This is a genomic window from Exiguobacterium sp. s64, assembly GCF_018618035.1.
Taxonomy (GTDB): Bacteria; Bacillota; Bacilli; order Exiguobacteriales; family Exiguobacteriaceae; genus Exiguobacterium; species Exiguobacterium mexicanum_A.
Window position 1 is genome coordinate 153,205 of sequence record NZ_JACSLH010000005.1, and the last position, 25,240, is coordinate 178,444.

General features: G+C 51.9%; 28 protein-coding genes. 14 read left to right on the top strand and 14 right to left on the bottom strand.

What is annotated here, in order from left to right:
* Positions 1 to 13 precede the first annotated feature (13 nt).
* Together KNP64_RS09550 and KNP64_RS09555 are read right to left on the bottom strand one after the other, a co-directional pair.
* Positions 14 to 721 carry a hypothetical protein gene (locus tag KNP64_RS09550; RefSeq protein ID WP_214764100.1) on the bottom strand — a complete coding sequence of 236 codons (708 nt, stop codon included), beginning with the start codon at positions 719 to 721 and terminating at the stop codon, positions 14 to 16.
* Between the two features lie 90 nt (positions 722 to 811).
* A complete protein-coding gene (locus tag KNP64_RS09555) occupies positions 812 to 2,722 on the bottom strand; it encodes an endonuclease MutS2 (protein ID WP_214792909.1) in 1,911 nt (636 codons plus the stop codon).
* A gap of 461 nt (positions 2,723 to 3,183) precedes the next feature.
* Between KNP64_RS09555 and KNP64_RS09560 the strand changes: the two genes are divergently transcribed.
* The 3 genes from KNP64_RS09560 to nagE are packed head-to-tail and all read left to right on the top strand — an operon-like array spanning position 3,184 to position 6,024.
* Positions 3,184 to 3,672, top strand: coding sequence for a PTS sugar transporter subunit IIA (locus KNP64_RS09560; protein WP_251126392.1), 489 nt, complete (start codon positions 3,184 to 3,186; stop codon positions 3,670 to 3,672).
* 19 nt (positions 3,673 to 3,691) lie between these two features.
* Positions 3,692 to 4,540 (top strand): PRD domain-containing protein, encoded by an 849-nt coding sequence (locus KNP64_RS09565; RefSeq protein ID WP_214764103.1) that lies wholly within the window; start codon positions 3,692 to 3,694, stop codon positions 4,538 to 4,540.
* Positions 4,537 to 6,024 (top strand): N-acetylglucosamine-specific PTS transporter subunit IIBC, encoded by a 1,488-nt coding sequence (gene nagE, locus KNP64_RS09570; RefSeq protein ID WP_214792907.1) that lies wholly within the window; start codon positions 4,537 to 4,539, stop codon positions 6,022 to 6,024. The genes KNP64_RS09565 and nagE overlap by 4 nt, the downstream gene beginning before the upstream one ends.
* A 291-nt stretch (positions 6,025 to 6,315) precedes the next feature.
* On the opposite strand, the gene htpX is transcribed toward nagE, so the two are convergent.
* Both htpX and KNP64_RS09580 read right to left on the bottom strand, forming a co-directional pair.
* Positions 6,316 to 7,197: a zinc metalloprotease HtpX gene (gene htpX, locus KNP64_RS09575; RefSeq protein ID WP_167491887.1), complete on the bottom strand. Its 882-nt coding sequence runs from the start codon at positions 7,195 to 7,197 to the stop codon at positions 6,316 to 6,318.
* Between the two features lie 21 nt (positions 7,198 to 7,218).
* Entirely contained in the window at positions 7,219 to 7,767 is a 549-nt protein-coding gene (locus KNP64_RS09580; RefSeq protein WP_034780526.1) for a LemA family protein, read from the bottom strand.
* 138 nt (positions 7,768 to 7,905) lie between these two features.
* Between KNP64_RS09580 and KNP64_RS09585 the strand changes: the two genes are divergently transcribed.
* Both KNP64_RS09585 and KNP64_RS09590 read left to right on the top strand, forming a co-directional pair.
* The gene (locus KNP64_RS09585; protein ID WP_138860142.1) at positions 7,906 to 8,358 is read left to right on the top strand and encodes an NUDIX hydrolase; all 453 of its coding nucleotides are present in this window, start codon (positions 7,906 to 7,908) and stop codon (positions 8,356 to 8,358) included.
* Positions 8,349 to 9,533: a M20 metallopeptidase family protein gene (locus KNP64_RS09590; RefSeq protein ID WP_138860143.1), complete on the top strand. Its 1,185-nt coding sequence runs from the start codon at positions 8,349 to 8,351 to the stop codon at positions 9,531 to 9,533. Before KNP64_RS09585 ends, KNP64_RS09590 begins: the two co-directional genes overlap by 10 nt.
* Positions 9,534 to 9,543: 10 nt before the next feature.
* Here the strand turns inward: KNP64_RS09590 and KNP64_RS09595 are convergent, their stop codons facing one another.
* The 5 genes from KNP64_RS09595 to KNP64_RS09615 form a co-directional block, all read right to left on the bottom strand.
* A complete protein-coding gene (locus tag KNP64_RS09595; RefSeq protein ID WP_138860144.1) occupies positions 9,544 to 10,869 on the bottom strand; it encodes a hemolysin family protein in 1,326 nt (441 codons plus the stop codon).
* An 87-nt stretch (positions 10,870 to 10,956) separates the two neighbouring features.
* Entirely contained in the window at positions 10,957 to 11,433 is a 477-nt protein-coding gene (locus tag KNP64_RS09600) for a DMT family transporter (RefSeq protein WP_214754368.1), read from the bottom strand.
* Between the two features lie 11 nt (positions 11,434 to 11,444).
* A complete protein-coding gene (locus KNP64_RS09605; RefSeq protein WP_084592951.1) occupies positions 11,445 to 12,116 on the bottom strand; it encodes a Crp/Fnr family transcriptional regulator in 672 nt (223 codons plus the stop codon).
* Positions 12,117 to 12,127: 11 nt separating this feature from the next.
* Positions 12,128 to 12,553: a DMT family transporter gene (locus tag KNP64_RS09610; protein ID WP_138860146.1), complete on the bottom strand. Its 426-nt coding sequence runs from the start codon at positions 12,551 to 12,553 to the stop codon at positions 12,128 to 12,130.
* Between the two features lie 109 nt (positions 12,554 to 12,662).
* Complete coding sequence (locus KNP64_RS09615) at positions 12,663 to 13,322, bottom strand: type 1 glutamine amidotransferase domain-containing protein (RefSeq protein WP_034780515.1); 660 nt, start codon at positions 13,320 to 13,322, stop codon at positions 12,663 to 12,665.
* Between the two features lie 373 nt (positions 13,323 to 13,695).
* Here KNP64_RS09615 and KNP64_RS09620 point away from each other — a divergent pair, with 373 nt between their 5' ends.
* Entirely contained in the window at positions 13,696 to 14,802 is a 1,107-nt protein-coding gene (locus tag KNP64_RS09620; protein WP_214792904.1) for a glycerol dehydrogenase, read from the top strand.
* A gap of 17 nt (positions 14,803 to 14,819) precedes the next feature.
* Here the strand turns inward: KNP64_RS09620 and KNP64_RS09625 are convergent, their stop codons facing one another.
* Both KNP64_RS09625 and KNP64_RS09630 read right to left on the bottom strand, forming a co-directional pair.
* A complete protein-coding gene (locus KNP64_RS09625; RefSeq protein ID WP_034780511.1) occupies positions 14,820 to 15,290 on the bottom strand; it encodes a hypothetical protein in 471 nt (156 codons plus the stop codon).
* A 60-nt stretch (positions 15,291 to 15,350) separates the two neighbouring features.
* A complete protein-coding gene (locus KNP64_RS09630) occupies positions 15,351 to 15,569 on the bottom strand; it encodes a hypothetical protein (RefSeq protein WP_034780509.1) in 219 nt (72 codons plus the stop codon).
* A 200-nt stretch (positions 15,570 to 15,769) separates the two neighbouring features.
* Here KNP64_RS09630 and KNP64_RS09635 point away from each other — a divergent pair, with 200 nt between their 5' ends.
* Positions 15,770 to 16,609 (top strand): M15 family metallopeptidase, encoded by an 840-nt coding sequence (locus tag KNP64_RS09635; RefSeq protein ID WP_138860149.1) that lies wholly within the window; start codon positions 15,770 to 15,772, stop codon positions 16,607 to 16,609.
* 78 nt (positions 16,610 to 16,687) lie between these two features.
* A complete protein-coding gene (locus KNP64_RS09640; protein WP_138860150.1) occupies positions 16,688 to 17,023 on the top strand; it encodes an antibiotic biosynthesis monooxygenase in 336 nt (111 codons plus the stop codon).
* On the opposite strand, the gene KNP64_RS09645 is transcribed toward KNP64_RS09640, so the two are convergent.
* Entirely contained in the window at positions 17,006 to 17,707 is a 702-nt protein-coding gene (locus KNP64_RS09645; RefSeq protein ID WP_214764114.1) for a CBS domain-containing protein, read from the bottom strand. The genes KNP64_RS09640 and KNP64_RS09645 overlap by 18 nt on opposite strands.
* Positions 17,708 to 17,819: 112 nt before the next feature.
* On the opposite strand from KNP64_RS09645, the gene KNP64_RS09650 reads away from it, so the two are divergent.
* Positions 17,820 to 18,548, top strand: a complete 729-nt coding sequence (locus KNP64_RS09650; RefSeq protein WP_214792901.1) for an AzlC family ABC transporter permease — start codon at positions 17,820 to 17,822, stop codon at positions 18,546 to 18,548.
* Positions 18,545 to 18,847: an AzlD domain-containing protein gene (locus KNP64_RS09655; protein WP_138860152.1), complete on the top strand. Its 303-nt coding sequence runs from the start codon at positions 18,545 to 18,547 to the stop codon at positions 18,845 to 18,847. The genes KNP64_RS09650 and KNP64_RS09655 overlap by 4 nt, the downstream gene beginning before the upstream one ends.
* Before the next feature lie 38 nt (positions 18,848 to 18,885).
* Here KNP64_RS09655 and KNP64_RS09660 read toward each other — a convergent pair whose 3' ends face one another.
* Positions 18,886 to 20,364 (bottom strand): HD domain-containing phosphohydrolase, encoded by a 1,479-nt coding sequence (locus KNP64_RS09660; protein WP_214792898.1) that lies wholly within the window; start codon positions 20,362 to 20,364, stop codon positions 18,886 to 18,888.
* A gap of 112 nt (positions 20,365 to 20,476) precedes the next feature.
* The gene (locus KNP64_RS09665; RefSeq protein ID WP_214792895.1) at positions 20,477 to 22,264 is read right to left on the bottom strand and encodes a mechanosensitive ion channel; all 1,788 of its coding nucleotides are present in this window, start codon (positions 22,262 to 22,264) and stop codon (positions 20,477 to 20,479) included.
* A gap of 224 nt (positions 22,265 to 22,488) precedes the next feature.
* Between KNP64_RS09665 and mgsA the strand changes: the two genes are divergently transcribed.
* The 4 genes from mgsA to KNP64_RS09685 all read left to right on the top strand — a co-directional run bounded on the left by mgsA (position 22,489) and on the right by KNP64_RS09685 (position 25,218).
* A complete protein-coding gene (mgsA, locus tag KNP64_RS09670) occupies positions 22,489 to 22,902 on the top strand; it encodes a methylglyoxal synthase (RefSeq protein ID WP_138860155.1) in 414 nt (137 codons plus the stop codon).
* Between the two features lie 129 nt (positions 22,903 to 23,031).
* Positions 23,032 to 23,802, top strand: a complete 771-nt coding sequence (locus tag KNP64_RS09675) for a hypothetical protein (RefSeq protein ID WP_240731273.1) — start codon at positions 23,032 to 23,034, stop codon at positions 23,800 to 23,802.
* A 113-nt stretch (positions 23,803 to 23,915) separates the two neighbouring features.
* Entirely contained in the window at positions 23,916 to 24,431 is a 516-nt protein-coding gene (locus tag KNP64_RS09680) for a YflT domain-containing protein (RefSeq protein WP_138860157.1), read from the top strand.
* Between the two features lie 13 nt (positions 24,432 to 24,444).
* Positions 24,445 to 25,218: a YflT domain-containing protein gene (locus KNP64_RS09685; protein WP_131471951.1), complete on the top strand. Its 774-nt coding sequence runs from the start codon at positions 24,445 to 24,447 to the stop codon at positions 25,216 to 25,218.
* Positions 25,219 to 25,240 lie beyond the last annotated feature (22 nt).

A 25,240-nucleotide genomic window follows, 5' to 3' on the forward strand; every position in this document is an offset into this window, starting at 1 on the left:
CGAGGTTGCCTTTTCATATGGCCAATAACAGTAAAGCGTACCCGATGAGCCCGACAGCGAACGCGCGAAAGCTGCTGTCCCGTTCTTCTGGTAGCTCTTCTTTCATGACGTTCAAGATGATCCCCCCGGCCAAGAACGCGACAATCATCGACAGCGTCACTTCATGGAGCGCTGAAAAAGCGCCGACTCCCCACCCGGCAAGTACGGCCAACGACAACCACAATCGCCCTCGCCTGTCGTACGACTCCTGATGGTGATGCCTCAGCCCCTGGTCGACCGTAATGAAATGAATCCCCAATGCGACAAAGTAGAGTGTCATTGCCCATGCCGTATCGAACTCGCTCTCCGCGAGCACATAGCCGATGCTGAAGTTGTAGACGATGAACAACGCCATGTGAATCCAAAACACGTTGCCGTTGCCGCGTCTCTTCATTTGCGTGGCCAACCGTTCCAAGCCATAAAACACGGCCAGACCGAGCATGCTGACGACGAGGATGTGATTCTCGATCGAGGCGAACAGTCCGCTCTCGAGATGTCCTTCGAGTTCTTGTTGATAGTCGTTCAATTCAGGCAAGAGATGAAGAAACACATAGGCGACGGCGACACCGCCGGCGAGTGACAGAAACCGGCTCCGCGGCGTCTCGCGCACGTGAATCAACTGTCCTGAAAAGTAGTGAATCAAGGCAAATCCGATGGCGAACAATAAACTTAACCAAAACATCCAGTCACCTCCGACACGTTACCCGAAAGCCGAACTTCACGTGATGACTCCCGGTCCTTGTTCCTTACCCGAGTGTCCTGCCGGATACACTCATTCGCCTCGATCGGCCCGTTGCCGCGCCCGAATCTCTTTCTCGACACGACGGAGCGCCTTCTTCGAGCCACGGGCAAAGTCGTGGGCTTCTTTCCGGTCCCGGTAATCGATGAATAACGTCTCCAAGTCGTACCCAGCCGGATACAAGTCGAGCGCCTTCGCCTCGCGTCGGACCCGTCGGAGCGGATGCTCACTGAAGACACCGTCGACATAGACCGTGACTTGGCGCGACGATTCATCCATCGCGTAGACGAGACCAACTTGATTTGTCTCGAGCAGACGGACCCGGTCGCCTTTATATAGAACTTGATCTGGTTCGACGACTGGTCGGACGACGTCTTGCGTCAGCCGTGACGGATCGAGGAGCGACTGGTCGTACGTCTTGTCATGCATATAACGCGATGCCTGCTTTAAGATTTTCTCGGGCAGCTTCATTTTCCGGGCAATGAATAACGCGTTGCTGTCGCCGGACTGCCCGATCAATAACCGATATTTCGGTTCGAGCGTGTCCGGGTCGAACTGCATGGCCGCGTTCATGAAATCGGGATGCGACTCCGAATATGCCTTGATTTCGCCGTAATGGGTCGAGGCGACGACGAGACAGCCGCGTTGGTACGCCTCTTCTAAAATCGCGATGGCGAGGGCCGCCCCTTCGTTCGGTTCGGTCCCGCTCCCAATCTCATCGAATAGGAGCAACGACCGTTTCCCGGCCTTCTGCATGATGCTCGCCACATTATTCATGTGGGCCGAGAACGTGCTGAGCGCCGACCCCATATCCTGGTTATCCCCGATGTCGACGAACACGTCGTCAAACGTCGAGATGTCTGTGTCCGGATGCGCCGGGATATGGAGTCCGCTCATCGTCATCAAACTGAGCAGACCGATCGTCTTCAAGACGACCGTCTTCCCGCCGGCGTTCGGTCCGGTGATGATGAGTCCACGGTACGTCTCTCCGAGCGAGAAATCGAGCGGGACCGCCCGTTCGAGGAGTGGATGGCGAACTTGTTTCAAACGAATTTTCCCGACCCCGTTCACGCGCGGGGCGATGCCGTCAATCGTTTGACTATACTTCCCTTTCGCGAACACCATGTCGTATTGGGCGATGACGTCGAGCGTCGCTTCAATCGTTGGTAACGCTTCCGCCACCATACCGGTGAGCGTGGCGAGCACTTGATAGATTTCGACCGCTTCCTCCGTCCGTTTGACGACGAGTTCCGCGTTCAGCTTCGCCACCGCCTCCGGTTCGATGAAGACGGTCGTGCCGCGGCTCGACGTGTCGACGATCGCCCCGGCGACTTTATGTTTATACGACGCTTTGATTGGGATCGTGAATCGGTCTTGTTTCTTCGTCACAAAGCCGTCTTGAATCGCTTCCCGGTTCGCGGCGCTCTTCAAGAACTTATTCAATCGCTCTTCAATCCGTCCTTCAAGAATGTCGATTTGTTTGCGGACCCGTTTCAACTCTTTGGACGCCTCGTCGACGACCCGTCCTCCGCGAATCGACTGGATAATGTCTTCCTCGATACTGCGCCACTCGCTCATCTCGCCCGCATACTGTGAGAGAAGTGGTGCAAAGAACGCCTGCTCGGCCATGAACCGCTTCAGTTTTCGGGCACCCCGGAAAAATTCGGCGACGGCTTCGAGTTCGCTCGCCTCGAGTTGGATGCCCCGGCTGATTTTTCCGATGAGCGGTTCCATATCGGATACGCCGATAAACGGGACGTGTGACGTCGCGTCGAGAATCGCGCGTGCTTCCGACGTCTCTTGGAGCCGTTTGTTCACCGTTTGCAGATGGCTCGTCGGACGCTGGCTTCGTAACAAGTTTCGCCCGAATCCGCTGATGCAGTATCGTTCGACGTGTTGAATCAAGTCGTTATATTGTAATTTGTCTAATGTTTGTTCATTCATGATGGAAGTCTCCTTAAAAATGGGATGGAGATACCGCGCAAACAAAAAGCGTCGGCCGATGACGACCAACGCAAAAAGACAGACCGGTGTCTGGCAGTTTATGAAGGGCGGTATCTGTAACAGAACATGAAGGCATGACAAAAACACGCGTCATCCAACATTTTTCAGTTCGTTAGGCAGATACGACCTCACTCATTAACATGCAACACCTTTCTCATTCAGTTTCGCCCTTACTATACACCAGATTTTCGAAGAAGTAAAATTTCTAGAGAACGCTTACAAATTAGTTCTTGATATCTATACATCGGCGTGCTATCTTGAGGGTGACGAAACGAATAATGATCACATGTGACTGATTCGATCAGGCATGGGGTAAGACGAAAGGCTCACGCCACCCGTCTATACTCCATGCCTGTTTTGTTTTTTCACAATCATTTTTCAAGCGAAAGGATGAATCGAACATGTTATTGAATAAGTGGATGAAGAGACATACACTGACACTTTACGCACCCATGGAAGGAGACATCATTCCACTTGAGGAAGTGACCGACCCCGTCTTTAGCGAGAAGATGATGGGCGACGGGATTGCCATCATGCCGACGGACGGAACGGTCGTCGCACCGGTAGATGGAACCATCATTCAGGTCGCACCGACGAAGCACGCGATTGGTATCCGTTCGGGAGACGGAGCTGAAATTTTGATTCATGTCGGACTGGATACGGTCGAGCTTGCGGGAAGCCCGTTCGACGTTCACGTCAAAGTCGGTGACACGATCACGACCGGACAGCCACTGTTGACGGCCGACTTGGAACAAATCCAGCGAGCCGGTAAAGACACGGTCACTCCGATGGTCATCACAAACGGGAGCACGTTAGAGCACCCGTATTCGTTCCATGCAGGAGGCCCATCGCTTCCTGGGAAGACCGTCGTCGCTCAAGCGGAACAATGACTCCTCGTTAGGAGGACACATGTTAAAAATTAAAAAGATTTTAAACAACAACGCGGTCATCGTCTCGGACGAGGGCGAAGAGAAGATCGCCATCGGACCAGGCGTCGCGTTCAAGAAGGCACGCAACGATATCGTCAATCCGCATAAAGTTGAAAAACTGTTCGTCATGTCGGAGAACGATAAGTTTCAACAATTGCTGACGCGGATTCCAATCGAGCACTTCACGATTTCCGAAGAAATCATAACGTATGCGGAAAAGCGGCTCGAGACGACGTTCAACGAACACATCCATATCGTCCTCACCGATCACATCTCGTTCGCCATCGAACGCGAGCAGGAAGGGATATCGCTTCGGAACAAACTGTTGAACGAGATTAAGATTTTATATCGCAACGAGTACGAGATCGGACTATGGGCGCTTCACCTCATCGAGGATAAACTCGGCGTCAAGATGCCGAAAGATGAGGCGGCTTTCATCGCGCTCCACATCCATACACTAAAAGTGAAGGGAGGTGATTTACGCAAGACGGTCAAACAGACGACAATCGTACGTGACATGATTCAATCGATTTCGAGACGACTCGATCTATCTATAGAAGAAGATGACTTATCCTATCAACGCTTATTAACTCATTTACGATTCGTCATGGATCGGGTCAACCATTACGATCACCATACGATCGACGAAGATATGCTTCTCATGATTCAAACGAAGTTCTCGTCGGCCTATGCATGTGCGTCTGACGTCGCAAACGAAATGGAAGACTTATACGGCATCGTCTTGCCCGAATCAGAGCTTGGTTACATCACGCTCCACATTCAACGCCTGCAAGATCAACACCATCAAAAAGGAGGACATTCACAATGATGAACTTTTTACAACGTCTCGGACGTTCCCTCATGTTGCCGGTTGCCGTACTTCCTGCAGCTGCCATTCTCATGGGGATCGGTTACTGGATCGACCCGGTCGGCTGGGGTTCTGAAAACATCGCCGCCGCATTCTTGATCAAAGCCGGTTCAGCGATCATCGATAACATTCCAATTCTCTTCGCAGTCGGGGTCGCCCTCGGGATGGCGAAAAACCGTGACGGCTCAGCCGCTCTAAGCGGACTTGTCGCCTTCCTCACGGTCACGACACTCTTGTCTTCGGCAACTGTCGCCTTGTTCCAAGGTGTCGACGTCGAAGCCGTCAACCCAGCGTTCGGTAAGATTGCCAACGCGTTCGTCGGTATCTTGTCAGGTATCGTCGCCGCTCAAATGTACAACCGCTTCAGTCATGTGAAGCTACCAGATGCACTCGCCTTCTTTAGTGGGAAGCGTCTCGTGCCAATCATGACGGCATTCTCGATGATCCTCGTCTCGGTCGCCCTTTACTTCGTCTGGCCGGTCGTGTACACAGGACTCGTCGGCTTCGGGGAAACCATCTCGAAAATGGGTGCAATCGGGGCAGGCCTTTACGGCTTCTTCAACCGTCTGTTAATCCCAACTGGTCTTCACCACGCCTTGAACTCGGTATTCTGGTTCGATGTGGCCGGCATTAACGATATCGGTAACTTCTGGTCAGGTGAAGGTGTGAAAGGGATCACGGGTCGTTATCAAGCCGGATTCTTCCCGATTATGATGTTCGGTCTTCCGGCAGCAGCCCTCGCTATGTACCATACCGCGAAAACAAAACGTAAAAAACAAGCGGCCTCGCTCCTTCTCGCCGCAGCGTTCGCATCGTTCTTCACAGGTGTCACGGAACCGCTCGAATTCTCGTTCATGTTCCTCGCACCAGTTCTCTACCTCGTCCACGCGGTCTTGACAGGGGTTTCCCTCTTCATCGCGGCGACGTTCCAATGGACGGCCGGATTCGGCTTCAGCGCCGGTCTTGTCGACTTTGTCCTCAGCTCACGGTTACCGCTCGCGAACCAACCGTACATGTTGCTCGTTCAAGGTCTCGTCTTCGGTGCCATCTACTACGTCGTCTTCCGCTTCATGATCGTCAAACTCAACTTGGCCACACCAGGTCGTGAGTCAGACGAAGCGGTTGACGCGGTCGCAACGGAAACAGCACCTGAAGGTGAAACACGCACGGCTCCAGTCGCAGCCGGCGGACAGTACTCTGCCATGGCAGCGATGATTTACGATGGTCTCGGCGGCGATCAAAACGTCACGGGCATCGAATCGTGCGTCACGCGCCTTCGTGTCGATGTGAAAGACATGGATACGGTCGACCAAGCCCAAATCAAGAAAGCAGGCATCCCTGGTATCAAGGTTGTCAGCCCGAACCACATCCAAGTCATCGTCGGAACGAACGTCCAATTCGTCCTCGAAGAGATTGAAAAACTCCGGAGCCATCGCGCCGGGTAACTGACGAAAGCCACCTCGCGCGCGAGGTGGCTTTTTACTGCCTTTGCTCATATGTTAAGTTCAGCTCTTCTTTTTGACTGACATCAACATGAGCGAAACCGTGACTGAGTAAATCAATAAGAAGATGACAATGCCTAACTCAAGTGCCGACTCAAACATGAAGTCCCCTCCAATCCGTCCTCTTTTTACTATCATTCCCATTCAAAATCAATACAAACTGGATATGTAAAATAGGCTGATCCGATTCACGTACAAAGGCCCTCTTCCTAAAAAGAGGACCTTCGTTATGCACTACATACTTCTCAGTCTGGCAATCCGTTCAGACGGGTTCGGGTGCGTGGAGAACAGACCGCTCAGCTTTTTCTTGAGCGGGTCTGAAAAGTAGAGCGACGCCGAGGCACGTGAGGCTTCCTTCACCGGTGTCTGGATATTGGCGATTTTCTCGAGCGCCGATGCGAGGGCATCCGGATTACGTGTCAATTCGGCCCCGCTCGCGTCCGCCAAAAACTCACGATTCCGTGAGATGGCCAAGTTAACGAGCGTGGCAATGAGCGGTGCGAGAACCAACAACACGAGCCCGACAATCATAAAAATCGGGTTTTGGTTGTTGTCGCGGCGGCCGCCAACACTCCGGAAGAACAGCATCCGCGACCCGATATCGCTCATGATGGCGATGACTGAGACAAGGGCGAGCGTCACTGTCGCCAGTCGTACATCGTAATTTTTGATATGGGCGACTTCATGGGCGATGACACCCTCGACTTCTTCTCGCGTCAACTGGTCGAGCAGTCCAGTTGTCACGGCGACGGCTGCCTTTTCTGGTTTCAGCCCGGTCGCGAATGCGTTCGGGGACGCATCGTTAATGATGAAGATGCGCGGCATCGGGACGCGCGCAACCATCGCCATGTTCTCGACAGTGTGCCAGAGAAACCGATGCTGGTCGACCGATGTGATCTCTTGGGCATGGTTCATCTTCATGACGATGTTCGTGCTCGACATGATGACGATGCCGATATAAAACAGCGAGAATACCGGCGTGAAGATGAGTCCCGGGAGCGGGTCGCCATAATTCAAATACGAGATGACCACCCCGACTCCTAAGACGAGCAGGACAAATCCGGCCACGATGAACACGGTCTTGATTTTATTTTTACGAATCTGTTCATATAAAATCATCGTCGCCACTCCAATCCATTAGAATGAGACACGCACGTTTTCACGTTCTTCTTCACGCGCTTCGAGCATGTCGCGTTTTTCGAAGTTGTGAACGGAGGCGATGATGTTCGTCGGGACCGATTCGACTTTCGTGTTATATTTCATGACCGTATTGTTATATAACTGCCGTGAATAGGCGACTTTGTTCTCCGTCTGCGTCAATTCTTCTTGGAGCATCTTAAAATTCTCGTTCGCTTTCAAATCTGGGTATGCCTCCCGGAGTGCGAACAAATTCTTCAATGCGCCGCTCAATTGATCGTTCACTTCCATCTGTTCTTGACGGCTCGTCTTCGAACCGAGTTGATTCCGTAACTCAACAACTTTTGCGAGCGTCTCTTGTTCATGCTTGGCATAGCCCTTCACCGTTTCGACCAAGTTCGGAATCAAATCGTAACGCCGTTTCAGCTGCACATCAATCTGTGCCCATGCCTCGTCGACCCAGTTCCGATACTTGACGAGTCCGTTGTACATCGAAAAATAGATGAACGCCAAGACAACGATGATACCGATTGCGATAATCCAACCCATTTCGACACCTCATTTCATGATTTTCTCCTGTATTAATTCCCTTTTGTCGTATACCATAAGCATAACTTAGGGAATATGTAGAAAATGATTCATATATGCTGTGGGTTCTCTCACGAATTCATACAAAGGAGTGTCATCATGTCCGTTCCTACCATCGTTGTTGCCGTGAAAGCGGTGATTGTGCAAGACGACCACATGCTCATCATCAAACGAGCTGATGATGACGAGGTCAATCCCGGCACGTGGGAACTCGTCGGAGGCAAACTCGACTTTGGCGAGTCGCTCGAACACGCTCTTGAACGGGAAGTGTTCGAAGAGGCCGGTTTGCATGTGGCGGTCCAGCAATTGTTGTACGCCACGACGTTTTTGACCGCCCCGGATCGTCAAGTCGTCATCATGACGTACTTAGCTCACCCGGTCGCGACGACCGTCACCCTCTCCGAGGAGCACAGTGATGCCAGATGGGTGACGGCTGACGAAGCGCAAACCTTATTACATCGTCCGATTCTCGACGATTTGAATTCACACGACGTATGGACCTTGCTTCAACCAAAAATGATCAACGGACAGGAGTGTAAATCATGCTTGTGACTGACCTCGATTCACGCTTGACTGAGCTATACGACGAGATGGTGACGCTCCGCCGCCACTTCCATCAACATCCCGAACTTTCATTCGAAGAACGAGAGACACCTCAGACGATTGCAGCTTATTTGCGCGACCTCGGCCTCGATGTGCGCGAACATGTCGGTGGCAACGGTGTTGTCGCACGCATTCATGGCGGCGAAGGCCCGACCATCGCGTTTCGGGCCGACTTTGACGCCTTGCCGATCCAAGATTTAAAGGACGTCCCGTACCGCTCGAAAGTGAATGGCTCGATGCACGCTTGCGGTCATGATGCGCATACGGCGACGTTGCTCGTCCTTGCGAAAGCACTCACGGAAATCGACCTTCCGGGAGATGTCGTCCTCATTCACCAGTTCGCGGAAGAACTCGCGCCAGGTGGGGCCAAACCGATGATCGAAGATGGATGTCTTGACGGTGTCGATTATATTTACGGCTCTCATATTTGGACCCCGCTTCCATACGGGACGATTGGTGTGAAGACGGGACCGATCATGGCCGCGGCTGATCGCTTCGAACTGACCGTCAAAGGCAAAGGTGGTCACGGGGCCATCCCGCAACACACGGTCGATGCCGTCATGGTCGGAACGAATATCGTCAGCCAGTTGCAACAAGTCATCAGTCGTCGCATCGATCCGCTCGAACCGGCCGTCTTAACTGTCGGCACGTTCGTTGCCGGTCAGGCGTTCAACGTCATCGCCGATGAAGCGAAGCTGTCTGGCACGGTACGGACGTTCACACCGGAGACGCAAACACGCATCATCGCCGAGATGGAGCGGACTATCGCCCATATCTGTTCGGCGAGCGAAGCGCACTACGAGCTCGATTATATCCGGGGCTACCCCGCCGTGATCAACCATCCCATCGAGACCGATCACGTCCGTCGCAGCGCCGCTCGCGTCGTTGGCACCGATGGCGTCATCGAAATGTCCCCGCTCATGGTCGGAGAAGATTTTGCCTATTATATGCAACACGTACCGGGCAGCTTCTTCTTCACCGGAGCCGGTAACCCAGAAGTCGGTGCCGTCTTCCCTCACCATCATCCCCGCTTCGATGTGGACGAACGGGCGATGCTTCATACCGCCCGCGTCCTCATGCAGGCGGCATTCGAGACATGGAACGCGCCTAAAAAAGAAGACTGACGCCGCGGCGTCAGTCTTCTTTTGTTTGTTCAGGCAACATCGATACGAGCACTTGGTCAACACGTTTGCCGTCCATATCGACGACCTCGAATCGAAGACCATATGCTTCGACAACGTCTCCCCGTTTTGGGAAATCGCCGAGCGCATAAATAACAAGGCCGGCAAGAGTATGATACGAGTTACGCCCTTCATCAAAACGATTGTCTCGAATTCCGAACGTCCGCTTCAAATCCTCAATCCCGAGCAAACCATCGGCCAAGTACGAACCGTCTTCACGGCGCACGACTTCCGGTGTTTCTTCTTCAATCATCACTTCGCCGACGATTTCTTCTAGAATATCGAACAATGTGACCATCCCGAGGAATCCGCCGTACTCATCGAGCACGAAGGCGATTTCGACGCCATTCTTTTGCATCATCTGCAACACTTGGCTCGCTTCTCGCTGTTTTGGGACGATGAGTGGTTGTTTGATTCGCTTCAAAATTTGTGAGGGCTCCCGAAGCGTCGATAATGTCAAAATGTCACGGACATCGATATAACCGACGAACTCGTCGAGCGTATCGCGCCCGACCGGGAGTTTATTGTGTTTACTCTCATAAATCGATTTCTTGATATCGTCCATGTCGTCTTCAAGGTCGACCCATTCCAGCGTCGTCCGCGGTTGCATCAATTCATAAATCAGCTGGTCATGGAACGCAAACACACGCTCGACCTGCTGCACTTCCTCGTGTGCGAATGCCCCTTGCTGGGCTCCTTCGAACAAGAGTTGCTTGATTTCGAGCTCGGTCTCACCACTCGATTGCTCCGCTTTCAAGCCAAGCAATTTGAAAAGGAAAAGTGTCGACTTCGACAAAATCCAAATAAACGGTCGCATCACTTTACTAAATAAGTCGAGTGCCGGAATGATCGCCATCGTGACTTTTTCCGGAGCCACGAGCGCAATCCGTTTCGGCACGAGCTCACCGATGATGAGCGACAAATACGTAATAATCGTGACGACGACGACGTAACCGACGGTCGGTGCGTACTGGGGACTCATGCCAAGATTGGCGAACACATCGGCGAGCGGCGCCGAGAAACGCGCACCCCCGTAGGCCCCGTTGATAATCCCGATCAATGTGATTCCGACTTGGACAGTCGATAACAGGTCGGTCGGATCTTTTGAATACTTGAGTGCGATTTCGGCACTGCGTTTACCACGGCTCGCCTCGACTTCAAGTTTGGCCGGTTTGGACGAGATCAGTGCGATTTCCGTCATCGCGAAAATCCCGTTCAACACAATCAAGAATAAAACGATCAGTAAATCGATCACTATGGAAGAATCCACTGTTTTCATCACCTCTGGTATATTTCGTACTACAATCTCATCATATCAGAGATTTGTTATTCACCTGTACCCGTTTCACTCAAGAAAAAAGCCCCTTCAACGTGAAGTGGCTTCGGGTGCGCCTTCCTGATGCAGGGCCGCCGCTTGAGATTGTTTGAAGACGATGACGCCTAAGAGCAACACCATCAACCCGATGACCTGCCCTGGGGACAGTGACAACTGTTGCATCCCGAACGCTCCCGTTAGGTCGACGGCGAGCGCCCATATCAACTGAGATACGAGAATGATGGACACCGATAGCGTCGGTCCGAGCAATTGAATGCTTCGCATCACACAGAAGACGACACCGACCCCGAGCAACCCACCGAGCGCGTATATCGGCGAGATTTCGAATACGCCGTGAACATTACCACCGAACAAAGCGAGTGGGACGAGCGATCCAAGCAAGCCGACAATGAAGACGAGCACCGTTGTCGCCCATGCCCCTAGATGGGCGTTCATTTTGGCATTGACTGCAGCTTGTACACTAATAAATGCGCCGGCTACCGCCGAACAGATGATTCCTACTATCATGAGTTGCCTCCTTATTCGTACAACATGCCATTGGCACGTTCTTTTAATCGAGTCGCATCTAAAATCGTTACTTTTGTCCGCGTCTTTTCGACGAGCCCTTCATCCGCGAACGATTGTAACGTCCGATTCAAATGACGATAACTCGTCCCGAGCCATTCCGCCACTTCTTTTCGTTTCAACTGACTCATCTCGTCTTGGAACAAGTCGTTCCCTGATTCGCTGAGCGAGACGAGATATCCCGCCAATCGTTCTTCGAGTGTCGACATGAGATGGTTCGACGAGGCATTCGCCTCGATGAACAGTTTCTCAGATACGCCGCGCAGAAGATGCTCCGTGAACTCGATCGTTCGGTTATGCGTGCGGAGCACATCAAACGGCACGCGCAGACAGGTTACTGCCCCGACCGCCTCGACCGTGTGGAGTACGTTGCGTCCGCTGGCGTATTCGATATCCCCAATCAATGTTGGGGCCATCTTTAAACGGAGCAAGCGCAACTTGCCTTCCTCGCTCAACGTATAGATTTTGACACGCCCTTCTAACACGACGAAGAGAGACTCGATCGGGTTATCGTTCGTGCAGAGCATCGCTCCGGACGGATACGTCACAATCGTCGATGCCTCTAATGTTTGTTCCGAGAACAGGTGGGCCCACCCGAGTCGTTCTAGTGCTGCCTCTACTTTCATCCGTCTCCCCCTTACGTGAACGTGTAAATGCCAATCCCGGCGACCATCAAGGCAAGTCCTGTGAGCTGACCTTGGTTGAGCGGTTTCCGTTTCACACCAAACCATCCGTTCACATCAATCAAAAACGCCCCGATCAATTGGGCGACGAGCAAGACGCAGATCGCCCAAGTCACACCGAGCTGTTGAATAGCAGTCAGTTCTCCGAAAACGACAAACACCCCGAACAGACCGCCCAAGCTATAGTACCAAGGTACGTGCCGAAACGCCGTCATGTCTGCATCCCGCTTGAACGCATAAATGAGAAGAGCAAGTACAAGACCAACGAGGTGAACGACCGTGACCGACATCCAAGCACCGACCGCGTACCCGAGCTTGGCATTAAAGATCCCTTGCAATGCGATGAACGTGCCCGAAAGCACGGCAAATAACAGACCCATCCGATTTCCTCCTATCTCCTCGTCTGACTTTACGTGAGATGAGAAGGCTTGAAAAGGACATATGTCCGAAAAAAAGACAACTTAGGAGTAACCTAAGCTGTCTGTGGGATTATCCGAGCAATTTGACGATTTCTGCCCCGACTTGTTCTGAAGATTGCGGATTTTGTCCGGTAACGAGACGTTCATCGACCGTTACGTTGACAGCCCAGTTGTCTGCGCCATCAAATTTTCCACCGCGCTCGCGCATCGCCGATTCAAGGAGGAAAGGTACCGCTGAGTCAAGCTGCATCTCGCGTTCCTCGGCATCCGTGAATCCTGTCACGCGCTTGTCTTTGACGAGCGGATCTCCGTTGCTCAAATTAACGTTGACGAGTCCAATCGGTCCATGACAGACGGCCGCGACGACGTTTCCGCCTTCATACGTATCACGGATGACACGCTGTAACGTTTCACTGTTCGGGAAATCAACGACCGTGCCGTGTCCGCCTGGAAGGAAGACTGCGTCATACGTGTCATCGGCCACTTGATCGAGTCGCGCCGTATCTTTCAACAGGTGCTTCGTGTCCAACACCTCTTGCGGCAAATCGCCTTCTAGGCTGTTCGCATCGATTGGCACGTCTCCACCTTCGATGCTCGCTACTGTGACTTTATAACCTTGTTTCTCGAATTGAAGATACGGTGCAGCAAACTCCTCAAGCCAAAGCCCTGTCGCGTGACCGTTCTCCAGTTGATTCGCAGAAGTCGTGACAATCAGTACATGTTTAGACATTGCAAATTCCTCCTTCTAAATTAAGCATACGAAAGAGTTGTTCCCGCTGTGAGTTCATTCAAACCTTGTAACTCTTAACGCTACTCTTTTTTTGACCAGGTCCTATTTTTAGAACGGCAGAAATCCATCCACCATCTATACTGGTCTCATCAGCTGGCAGGAGGGAACGACCGTGATGAAGCATGTACTCGACTGGGGATTTCTTGCCGTCGTCGCTTTGATTGTGTTACTCGTGATTATTGGCGGGTTGTGAATAAAGCCCAAAGCAGTTTCACCGAGATGTCACATGTAGGACTGTTTGAAGGAGGGGCTGTATCGGGAACAAACCTACTGTTGTCCTGTCGTCACTGTTACTTTAGAAAGGATGTTGAATATGTCAGAACGCGTATTTATCAGTCCGGCCAAGTACGTGCAAGGCAAGAATACAATCGATCGAATCGGGGACCATGTCGGTCACTTCGGGTCACAGGCGTTGCTCATCGCCGATGACATCGTCTGGCGCTTGATTGGGGAGCGGGTGACCGATTCACTTAAAGCGAGCGGCGTCAACGCGGAGAAGGCCGATTTCGTCGGTGAGGCCTCCCGTCACGAGATTGAACGGATCGCCAGAGCGGCAGCAGAGAGCCATACTGCTTTCGTCATCGGAATGGGCGGCGGAAAAACGCTCGACACGGCGAAAGCTGTCGCCGACGAACTCGATGCCCGCATCGTCATCGTCCCGACCATCGCCTCAACGGATGCCCCGACGAGCGCCTTGTCCGTCATCTATACGGATGAAGGAAACTTTGAAAGCTATCGCTTCTATAAAAAGAACCCGGATTTGGTCCTCGTCGATACGAAATTGATCGCCGAAGCCCCGGCCCGATTCCTCGCCTCGGGGATTGCCGATGCGCTCGCGACATGGGTCGAAGTCCGGAGCGTCCTCGCCTTCGGTGGCAAAACGATGGCGGGTGGTGTCCCGACGATTGCGGCGGAAGCCATCGCTAAACGCTGCGAAGAGGTGCTATTCGATTACGGAATCCCTGCTTATGAATCGGTGAAGGCCAAAGTCGTCACTCCGGCACTCGAGTCCGTTGTCGAGGCGAACACACTTCTAAGTGGTCTCGGTTTTGAAAGCGGCGGGCTCGCAGCGGCCCACGCCATTCATAACGGCTTCACCGCCCTCCACGGAGACATCCACCATTTGACGCACGGGGAAAAAGTCGCGTTCGGCACACTCGTCCAACTTGCGCTCGAAGGCCGAACGCAGGAAGAGTTCGACCGCTACGTCGCCCTGTATATGGCGCTCGAGTTGCCGGTCACACTCGAAGACGTGAAGTTGAAAGACGCTTCCCGTGAAGACATCCTAAAAGTCGGTCAAGCGGCAACGGCGGAAGGTGAGACGATTCATAGTGGGTTCGATGTGACAGCTGAACAAGTGGCCGATGCCATCATCGCGGCCGACCGGTACGCTCGTCTCTATCAAAACAAATTGCAGTGAACAAGAACGAGGAACGGCTAGTTGAGCCGTTCCTCGTTCGTTTGTTTTCGCGTGACGAAGGAAAACGCTACCCCGATTGCCATGCAACTGACCGTCAAGACGAAAAACGTCAATTGGTTCGCATAAATGATGTTCGTGAACTGGTTCCATCCTGAGGCGTACGCCGCATTCTCAGAAGCACGGATTCCAGCCCGGAGCGAAGCCGCTTGACCGGCGTTGATATATAGACCGATTCCCGCCATCACGAGGCTTCCGGCTAAAAGACCGACTCGTCCCAGGCGATGAACCGATTCGACCGCACGCCGAGCAAGCCGAATCGTAATCCAGATGAACAACAGGACGAACGGCCAACCGATGAGCAAGACGAGCACGTAGGGATTCCCTTCACCCGCCGTTTCTGTATAGGCGGCAGTCATCGTCTCGCCGAGTTTGAATAATACAAACGTTATGAGCGTGATGATGAACCACGCCTTGATCAATTTCTCCATGACAACACCTCACCCCCAGTATAGCAAAAAACACCATGCGCTTTCGCACACGGTGTCAGGTCAGGCTTTCGGACGGACTGCATAGTAAATCAAGATGACGAGCCACGTCCAAACGCCGGTGAAGATCCCGATAATCCCGACGATAAAGAACCCGAGCGGCATCATCGACTTCGTCCGATCATAGTCTTTCCACATGTTCGATAACCCTTTGATGTTGAAATACAAAAAGGCGAAGAACAAGACGAGCAACAATAACGGTAAACCAAAAATGAGTTCCATACGCTCACTCCTTTCTAGTCTCAACCATCCTCTTACATTCAGTGTACTACTTCCCGCTCTCCATCACATCGGGCTCGCGCAGTACAGGAAGCAGGTCAAGAGGCGGAGACAGTCCTGTTCACTATTCCCCAATTTCTCTTCTTTTCATCCCCTTAAAAACCGGGAAAAGAAGACTATCCAGCAAAAAGGGGGTCTTTCCTGTGAAGCTCATCCGTGTACTCCTCGTCCTGTTGCTCGTCTTCCCCACCACGTCCACCTTTGCCGCGACGCCTTCACCTCAGCCAGGCTATACCATCAAGACGACGAAATTGTATTGGCGGGCGATGCAATCGTCTCCGGTCGCCAAGACGCTTTTGACCAATACGCCTGTCCGCTACACGACCTACAACCGAAGCTGGTCGAACGTCTACATCAATGGCACACGCTACTACACTCCGTCTAGTAATTTGAAAGCCGGGATCCCAAACCTTACGGCCACAGAACGGCTTCGACTCGTCAATAAACAACACGGACTATCGAGCACGTATCGCTCTCGTCAACTCGTCACGTTGACCATCCCGACCGTCTACACGAAAGGAAGCGAGCGAACTCTCATGGCCGCTGAAGCCGCTCACGCGCTAGCCCGCCTCTATTACGCCGGGCGAAAAGAAGGCCACACGTTGTATGCCCTCAGCGCCTATCGCTCCTACGCCACCCAAAAATCACTCTACATGTATTGGGTCAACACGCGAGGCACAGCGTACGCCTCAAAATATGTCGCCCGTCCTGGATATAGTGAGCATCAGACCGGTCTCGCCGTCGATATGACGAGTGCACGCATGCAGATGGGACTCTATGCCTCGTTCGACCAGACCCCAGAAGGCAAATGGATGCTACAGAACGCACACCGTTACGGATTTATCGTCCGCTATCCGAAAGGAAAAGAGAAAATCACCGGCTACAATTATGAACCGTGGCATCTCCGGTACGTTGGTGTGAAAGAAGCGACGACGATGAAACAACAAAATTGGACGTTCGAGGAGTGGTGGGCCACACGTTGATGCGAGCATCTCGAGCGAGGCATCGATCGTGTTCCATGTATAATGAACGCGTACGATATCGCAGAGGAGGACATGTGCATGTGGATTGTCATGAACAAACTAGACGTTGAAAAAGGGAAAGTTGAGGCGGTCATCGCTCGTTTCCAAACGACGAAAGGCATCGAGTCGATGGATGGGTTCGTTCGGATGCAAGTGTTGACCGATACGTCGGACGAGACGAAAGATCAAGTCGTCATCATGACGACTTGGCGCGATGCGGCGAGCTTCGAAAATTGGCGTGATAGCGGAGCGTATAAACATGCCCATAAAAAACGGGACGACGGTACTTCTGAAGTGAAGCCCATCGTCCTTGGAAACACGGTCACCCAATATGAGGTCGCCATCGAGCACGGCGCCTCAACCGATGACGTATAAAATATCTTGCGGCCGGATGATCCCGAGCAAAGGTTCATCTTCTTGTCCTGTCTCGGTAATCAATAAGGCATCGAGACGGACGCCGTCCTTCATACTGATAAAATGATGGTGCGCCTCGATGACCGACGTCTCTTGCGCGATAAACCGGTACCGTCGCAGGTGCGGGTCGTGATGGAGTACGTCCTTGACTTGAACGCCTTCGAGTGACACATGTGGCCCGTCGACCGTTTCGGCGAGCCAACTGGTCACTCCTTTTTTCGTCAACAACCCTCGCCACGACCCGTCTTGGTTATAGACGGGGAACTGCGAATAATTCTTGTCTCGAATCTCACCGAGCACGGCGACCAGCGAGTCATCGGCGTTGAACGTCGTCACGATTTTACGGAACAGCGGGATGACTTGACGCGGGTGAAGCAACTCCCGTTCGACTTCAAGAATCAACTTGACAATCGATTCATGCGGTTCGGCGATAATGAAATCCGGCTCACGCCGCTCGTGGACGATGGCGTTGCGCAACTGACTCATCTGATGTAAATCTTCTTTATAGCGTTCGATAATGGGATTATGTTTGGCGAGACGATTGACCATGTTGCTGAAACTGAAATGCTGGCCGTCCCCCATCTCGCGACTCAAATGATCCTCGATCCGGTGATACGATGCGATAAATTCTTCAGCACGACTCATATATTCACACTCCTTATCGCCTATATATACCCTATTTTTTTCGGGTTCGAGCAGGAAAGCGTGACCCAATCTCGAATCCACAACTAATCATCTCTGAAATGGAGGGGTTCTCATGGCAACTCCGGTCTCGCAAATGACACCGATCCCGAATAAGGACGCCTTCCGTTCCGGCATGCGGGCCGGTATACCGGTCGCTGTCGGCTATATCCCGATTGCCATCGCTTTCGGGCTGCTTGCGAAATCATTCGATATGCCAAACGTCATCACGCTCGCCATGTCTTTATTCATTTTCGCCGGCGCCAGTCAATTTATTGGCGTCCAACTGATCATGGCCGGTTCGATGTATTGGGAGATTATCTTGACGACGTTCATCCTGAACTTGCGGCACTTCCTTATGTCGGCGTCGTTGTCCCAGCGTCTCGAGACGACCTCGAATCGATTTCTGGCTGCCATCGCGTTCGGCGTGACCGATGAGACGTTCAGTGTCGCCTCGACGCGTGACGAGTCGACGCGCGGTCACTTTGTGCTCGGGCTAAACCTAATCGCCTTCTTGGCTTGGAACGTCGGAACATGGATTGGCGTCTTTCTCGCCTTCGGCTTGCCCGCCTCGGTCCAAGCGAGTATGGGCATCGCCTTGTACGCCATGTTCATCGGCCTACTCGTCCCATCCCTTACCCGCAAACCGGTCATCGTCGTGGCTGCAATCGCCGTCTTGACTCAAGCCATTCTCTACTTCGGCGTCTCTCCATTCATCCCGCTGTCGTCCGGCTTGAGCATCATCTTGGCCACGATTGTCGCCGCTGGAGCCGGAGCCTTGCTGTATAAGGAGGAAGAAACATGATCAGCCTCTTGTTGCTCGTCCTTGCCATGGCGCTCGTCACATATATCCCGCGACTCGTGCCGCTGCTTTGGCTCCGGGACTTGAAATTACCTCCGCTCTTGAAGCGGTTTTTACTCTTCACGCCTTATGCGGTGCTCGCCAGTCTCATTTTCCCGGGCATCCTGCAGGCAACGACCAGTCTTACGTCAGCTTTAGCGGGTGGGGTGGTCGCCGCAACGCTCGCATTCCTTCGGGTCAACTTGATGCTCGTCGTCATCGGCGGCATCGTCGGGGTGTATCTCATTGAAACGTTCCTTTAACAAACAGGTCCGCCCAATTGTGGGGCGGACCTGTTTGTTTAAGCAGAGATGGCCTGACGTCGTAATCTAATGAATACATCGACGAACGCCGGATCCCACTGTGTACCGCGACCGCTCTCTAAAATCGATAGAGCCTTCTCGACTGGCATCCCGTCCCGATATGGACGGTCAGAGGTCATAGCGTCATATGCGTCGGCGATTGCCATGATACGACCGAAGAGCGGAATCTCCTCTCCGACCAACCGATCCGGATATCCGCGCCCATCAATCCGTTCATGATGGGACCGGACACCTGCCAATATCGGTTGTAACGCAGCCGGTAGGGAAATTTGATTCAAAATATGAATTCCGATGGTCGGGTGTTCTTGAATTTGCGCGAACTCACGATCCGTCAGCTTCCCTTCCTTCAACAACACATCGTCACGGATACCAATCTTCCCGATATCATGGAGTAGCGCCGATTTGCGGAGCAGCTCGATTTGTCCGGCCGGCAACTGGAGCGCCTGTGCCAACTCGACAGAATAGGCGGCGACTCGCTCGGAATGCCCGGCCGTATACGAATCCCGGGCATCGAGTGTTGCAGCGAACAAGACGAACAGACTGTTCAACAGTTGCTCGTTTTCCGCATCTCGATACGTGACGTTCGTGACCATCTGATTAAAGCCCGTGACGAGTTGGGCGAACTCATCCGAGTAAGGGTTATCAATCTGATTCAATCGTCCGGCATCTAATGCGGCGACCCCTTCGGTTAATGCACTGATTGGACGTTTGATGTTGTCATACAGCAAAAAGCTGCTAAACGTCGCGACCCCGATGATAACGACTAAAATCACAGCCGCCCACTGCCAGTATGCATCGACCTGATTGACAGTCGACAGTTGCACCCCTGACGCGAGGATGAACAATGCGACCGGGAACACACCGATGACGAGCATGCTGATCAATAGTTTCGTCCGGACGCTAATGGAGCGATACGTCGCTTGGAGCGGCCGCCCATACAAGTTTCCGCTCATCTCCTGCAACTGAAGCAACAACGGTTCAACCGAGCGATAGGTCAAAAAGAATTCAATCAACGCATGCAAGATGGCGATTAAAATAGCACCGAACGCCGCCAAGCCAATCAACCGATACGGCAAGTCAATCCACCCTTGTTCGATGGCGAGTGCCGTCATACTCATCGCCGGCACGGACAAGCCGAACAAATGCGGACCGAGAATCCGTTTCACCGTCAACGTAGGAAAGTGACTCGTTTGATCGAACGCCTGTTGAAGCTCCTCATACGTTGGTGTCTCTGTTTGAAACACACGACGGATCGGCCGGATGTGACGTCGATAAAGGAACAGTTCAAGCCCAATCATCATCATCCCGGACAGCCCCATGATAGCCAAGAGGATGAGCATCTCCGTCTTGGATAAATCGAGCGTCTGAAAGATGAACAGCCCCCCGACACCGAACACGGCGATGCCTGAACCCCATATGTAGTTCATAATGAGCGTACGTTGAAACTGTTTGAACATATGTATGTCACTCCTGCCTTCTTACCGACCTGTTTCTTATTATATCGACAAAAGTGACACTATTTTACAGCAAAACAAAACGGGCCCCAATATAGGGACCCGTCATTCACTGTTATGGACGAAGTGGACCTTCGTTGTCATCAAGTGAACGGTTATCTTGATCTGGTGTGATGTTGTCATGGAACGGATTCGGTTCTGGACCGTCTACGTTCGTCACGTCAGATTGTGGGGCTTGGGGCCGATTCGTTTCACGCTTCAACTCTTGTTTCGTTTGATTCGCTTCACGTTTCGACTGCTCCATACCTTGTTTCGCCTGTCGCTTCGCAGCTTCGGCTTCTTGGTTCATTTGGGCTTTCTCTTGCTCGAGACCTTCTTTCGATACTTCTGTCTCATCGATTCGTTTCTCAGCTTTCTTCAAGTATCGAGCCGCTGTCTCACGTCCGCCAAGACCGAAGGCAAGGCCGAAGGCGAGAGCAACCGCACCGAGGATGAGCAAGAATGCCGTATTGACGATTATCGGTGCGATGCCGAGTTGGCTGATCGCCATGAAGAAGGCGATTCCAAGAATCGCGTACTTCGCGACGTAGCGCAAGACGCTCGGTTGACCAGCTCCATCTACGAGCACACTGCCGACGAGACGCTCTGCCATGTTCGCGAGCCAGAAACCGACCGCCAAGATGACGATGGCTGCGATAACCATTGGCAAGTAAGCAAAGATTGCTGTTGCGAGTGAAGCCATAAAGTCGAGGTTCGCGACTTGAAGTGCTTCCGATACGAACAACAAGATGATGATGATTTGAACGATTGTTCCGATCACTTGTGCGATTGATGTCGATGACGACGAGCGACCACCGAGACCCATCTTACTAGCGAGTGAGTTGACGCCTAAGTTCTCAAGGAGAGACACAACGACGCCTTTCAACCATTTAGCAAGGAAGACACCTGCGAGAATCAAGACGATGGCCACGATGATATTTGGAATCATTGCCAAGACGTCGTTGAGCATCGAGATGGCTGGATCCGAGATTCCGCGAATATCGAGCGCTTCAAGCGCTGAAATCGTGACCGGGATCATAATCAAGATGAAGACGATCGTACCGACCACTTTCGCGAGACTTGACCCTTTCACGTAATCAGCCAAGTGAAGTTTCTCGGCGAAGCGGTTAAGACCTGCCGCTTCCAAGAACTTCGTCAAAATATCGCGGACGATTTTCGCAACGACATAACCAATCGCGAAGATAAGGGCTGCAGCGACAAGTTTTGGAATGAAGGCAAGGAAACTGTTCAACAAGTCTTCAAACGGACCGCTGATGCCTCGTAACCCAAGCGCATCGAGTACCGCTGGAAGAGCTAACAATAGGACAAGGTAAAAGACGATATTGGCGACCGTGTCGACCCATTTCGTCTGATTGACGCTCGTCGACTCTTGGCCTGTCTTCTCCATCAACTTGTTCAAGTTGAGACGATGACCTGCCATTTGAATCCCTTTCTTCAAGAGCGTGGCGATAATCCATGCGACGAGCAGGATGAGACCTGCTTTAATCACGCCTGTGATCAAGCCAGAGAAGCCGGCATAGATTTGACTGAACGGTTGAGCGACAGCTGGTACGTTCAAGAATTCAAAGATAATTAAGAATGCGAGAAGCAGTACGCCGAAGAAGACGACTTTTGCGATGATGCGTTCAGGCGTCCACCGCTTTTCCTCTCTTGCAGGCTTTCCGGGTTCACCTTCTTGTTTTACCCCTACACGGTCGTCAAGGCGTGCTTTGCGAAGCGCTTTGCGCGTCACGTTTTCTAGAACTTTCGCCAAAATGAATCCGACGACAAGAATAAGCAATGCGAGCAAAAGCTCAGGCAGCCATGACATGAACGTGTTGAAATTATAAGTAGTATTGTTCATTTAACATCTTCCTCCAATCTCTTTTTGAAATGATTTCATTTATTTGACTCTTTGTATAAATACCAACATTTGCAGTTGCCTAAACCTTGCCAGTTCTTATTCCTCTATACATGATTCAAGTCAAAACGTTTTTTAGAAAGTGATTCTAGTAAGAAAGAAGTCGTGTCTTTCTCAAGTAAATGTGATACGAATTAAAAGAAGAAGTCTTTTGAGGAGGAATCAAGATGAACATCGCCCTGATTGCCCACGATAAGAAAAAAGATGATTTGATCGTGCTTGTAAAAGCTTATGCCCACGTCTTGCAAAAGCATCAATTGTTCGCGACCGGCACAACCGGGAAGCGCGTCGCCGAAGCGACCGGTTTGCCGGTCCATTGTTTTCAATCCGGTCCGCTGGGCGGGGACCAAGAAATCGGCGCCGCCGTCGCCCGCGGCGAGATGGACATGATTATTTTCTTCCGCGACCCGTTGACGGCCCAGCCACACGAACCCGATGTGAGCGCCTTGATGCGTCTCTGCGACGTGTATTCCATCCCGTTGGCGACGAATATGGGCGGCAGTGAGATTCTCATCCGCAGCATCGAACAAGGTGATTTCGAATCATTGACGCTGTCGCATAACGACCCACCCCCGAAATAATCTAACTATGAGAAGAGAGGAATTTTTCTGAAACTACACGTATCGAACGACCCGGTCGTTCAACAGTTTTACGATCAAGTCCGTACGCATTTAAACGACTTATTAGATGACAAGCAGCAAGCCGATCGCTTGCTCGACAGTTTAGCCGGCTATATTCAACAGGCGGAAAAGAACGGTCAGCCTCTCGAAGGACTCACGAAACAAAACGCGCACGACTATGCTCGATTTTTAATTGAACAACCGGCGACAAACGAAGAATACCAACGTCGCTACCATATGATGATTGAGGCGACGGATGAATTGAAACCTCATGAGAAAGCGCAGGCGAATCGGGAATTCGATTGGGCGATTGAGCGGCTCAACGAAGTTCAAGTCAAGCTCCAGGATGTCGAGATGCGTGATGTCTCCTTTTTAGCCTATACGAAAATTGAGGCAATCAAGTCATCTCGTCGCGTCTGGAATCAATTCGGTTGGCTACTCGGTATGATTTTGGCATTCGCCTACGCCAACTTATTGCTTGTAATGGATGATGTGTTCAGTCTGCGCTTGTTTACGGCACCCGCTACGCCTTACCCGCTCGATTATTTCGGCTTCGTCCTCCCTGTTCTATTGACCGGTGCCATCTTTGGCCTATTGACCCGTTTCCGTCACCACTTCCAAACACTAGGACGACGGATTGTCTTCGCATTGCTCATCATAGCCCTGTACGTCGGTTTCGTGTTATTGACCCAACCCATCTTGTTCGCACTCGGATGGTCGTTCTTGATTCAATTGACACCTGTGTATGCGCTCATCCTGCTTGCGATCAGCGGATTCATGGCCATGTGGACATTGATCGAGTTCGTCTGGAAGAACACGCGGTGCCACCTCGGCAATGAGACGTTAATGATTTATTATTGATCACGCCATTCTCTCTAGGAGATGGCGTTTTTTGTTTGAACCTTTGCTATAACGGAAATTACTAATAGCGTGACGTCGATTTATAAAATAAACGATTATGAAGGAGGCACAACATGTCGGATCGCAAAATTATTGGATTATTCCATAACGAGCAAGAAGTCATGGATAAGGTGAATGAACTCAAGCAAGCTGGGGAAGCCGAGAAAAACATGCACGTCGTAGCCAAGCGGGACGGGGAAATTTCTGCTTTGCGCTACCACACCGAGGTGAACGCCGAATCGGGGATTCGCGATGTCAACTGGTTGGACCGTGTAAAAGCGTTCCTTCACGGCAGTGACCGCATTCGTGATGAATTGCGGAACATGGGACTCAGTGATGCGGAGGCTGAAGAGTATTATACGTCGATCGATGCCGGCAAATTATTGCTTTACATCGACAAACACTCATACGAACGCTATCCGAATATGTATAAGAAAGATAGTGAACTCGACCATGATAAAGGGGAAGAAGCAGATGGCATCGCCTTCGACGCGAAGCCGTTCAATGATCACGACGAAGAACCTCGCGGTACGAAAGAGGACCCGATCGTCCGCGGACATTCCGGTCTAGAAGACCACCGGCGATTATAAGGAGGAAACGAAGATGAGTGAGAAACGGTTTATCAGCATGTATGACACACAGGACGCGGCACTCGGAAAAGTCGAGGAGTTGCGTGCGAAGGGCTATAAAGACTCAGACATCTATGTCGTCGCCAAACATGAAGATAACGTCTCGATTTTGCGTCGTCAAACGGACGTCCATACCGAAGCAGCACACCACGCCGGCTGGTTTGATAAGGTACGGGCTTTCTTGAGCGGACATGAGGATGTCCATGCCGGACTTCGCAATATGGGCTTGAGCGAGGACGAGGTGAAGCGCCACTACAGCGATGTCGAGGCTGGAAAGATTTTAATCTATGTGGATGAAGACTTCGAGCGTCGTCATAATGAAGGGCTGACGATCGATTCGTCACCTTATACCGACTCGAGACACGATACGAGTCACCAAGGCCACCATACGGCCGATGGGCTTGAAATCGATTCGACGCCGTATAATGATCCGAAATCTGACACGACCCGTTCGACCCGCTCAGATCATCACACTTCCGATGGTGTGGAGATTGATTCGGAGCCATATAATGACCCGAAACATCGTGACGCGAACCGGGACGATCGCCATACGTCTGATGGTGTAGAAATCGATTCGAAACCCTTCAACGAATCGACGGCCGACAATCCAAACCGGGCCGTCGACCCCGAGCAGGACATATTGGATAAAAAATCCGAGTTGACTGACCGTGAGAACAAGTTGCGTGGACTCGATGACCGGGCCCTCCGAAACGATTACGAAGATCCAGACAATATCCGCCGTTTCTAACCAAGATGCAACAAGGACCTGA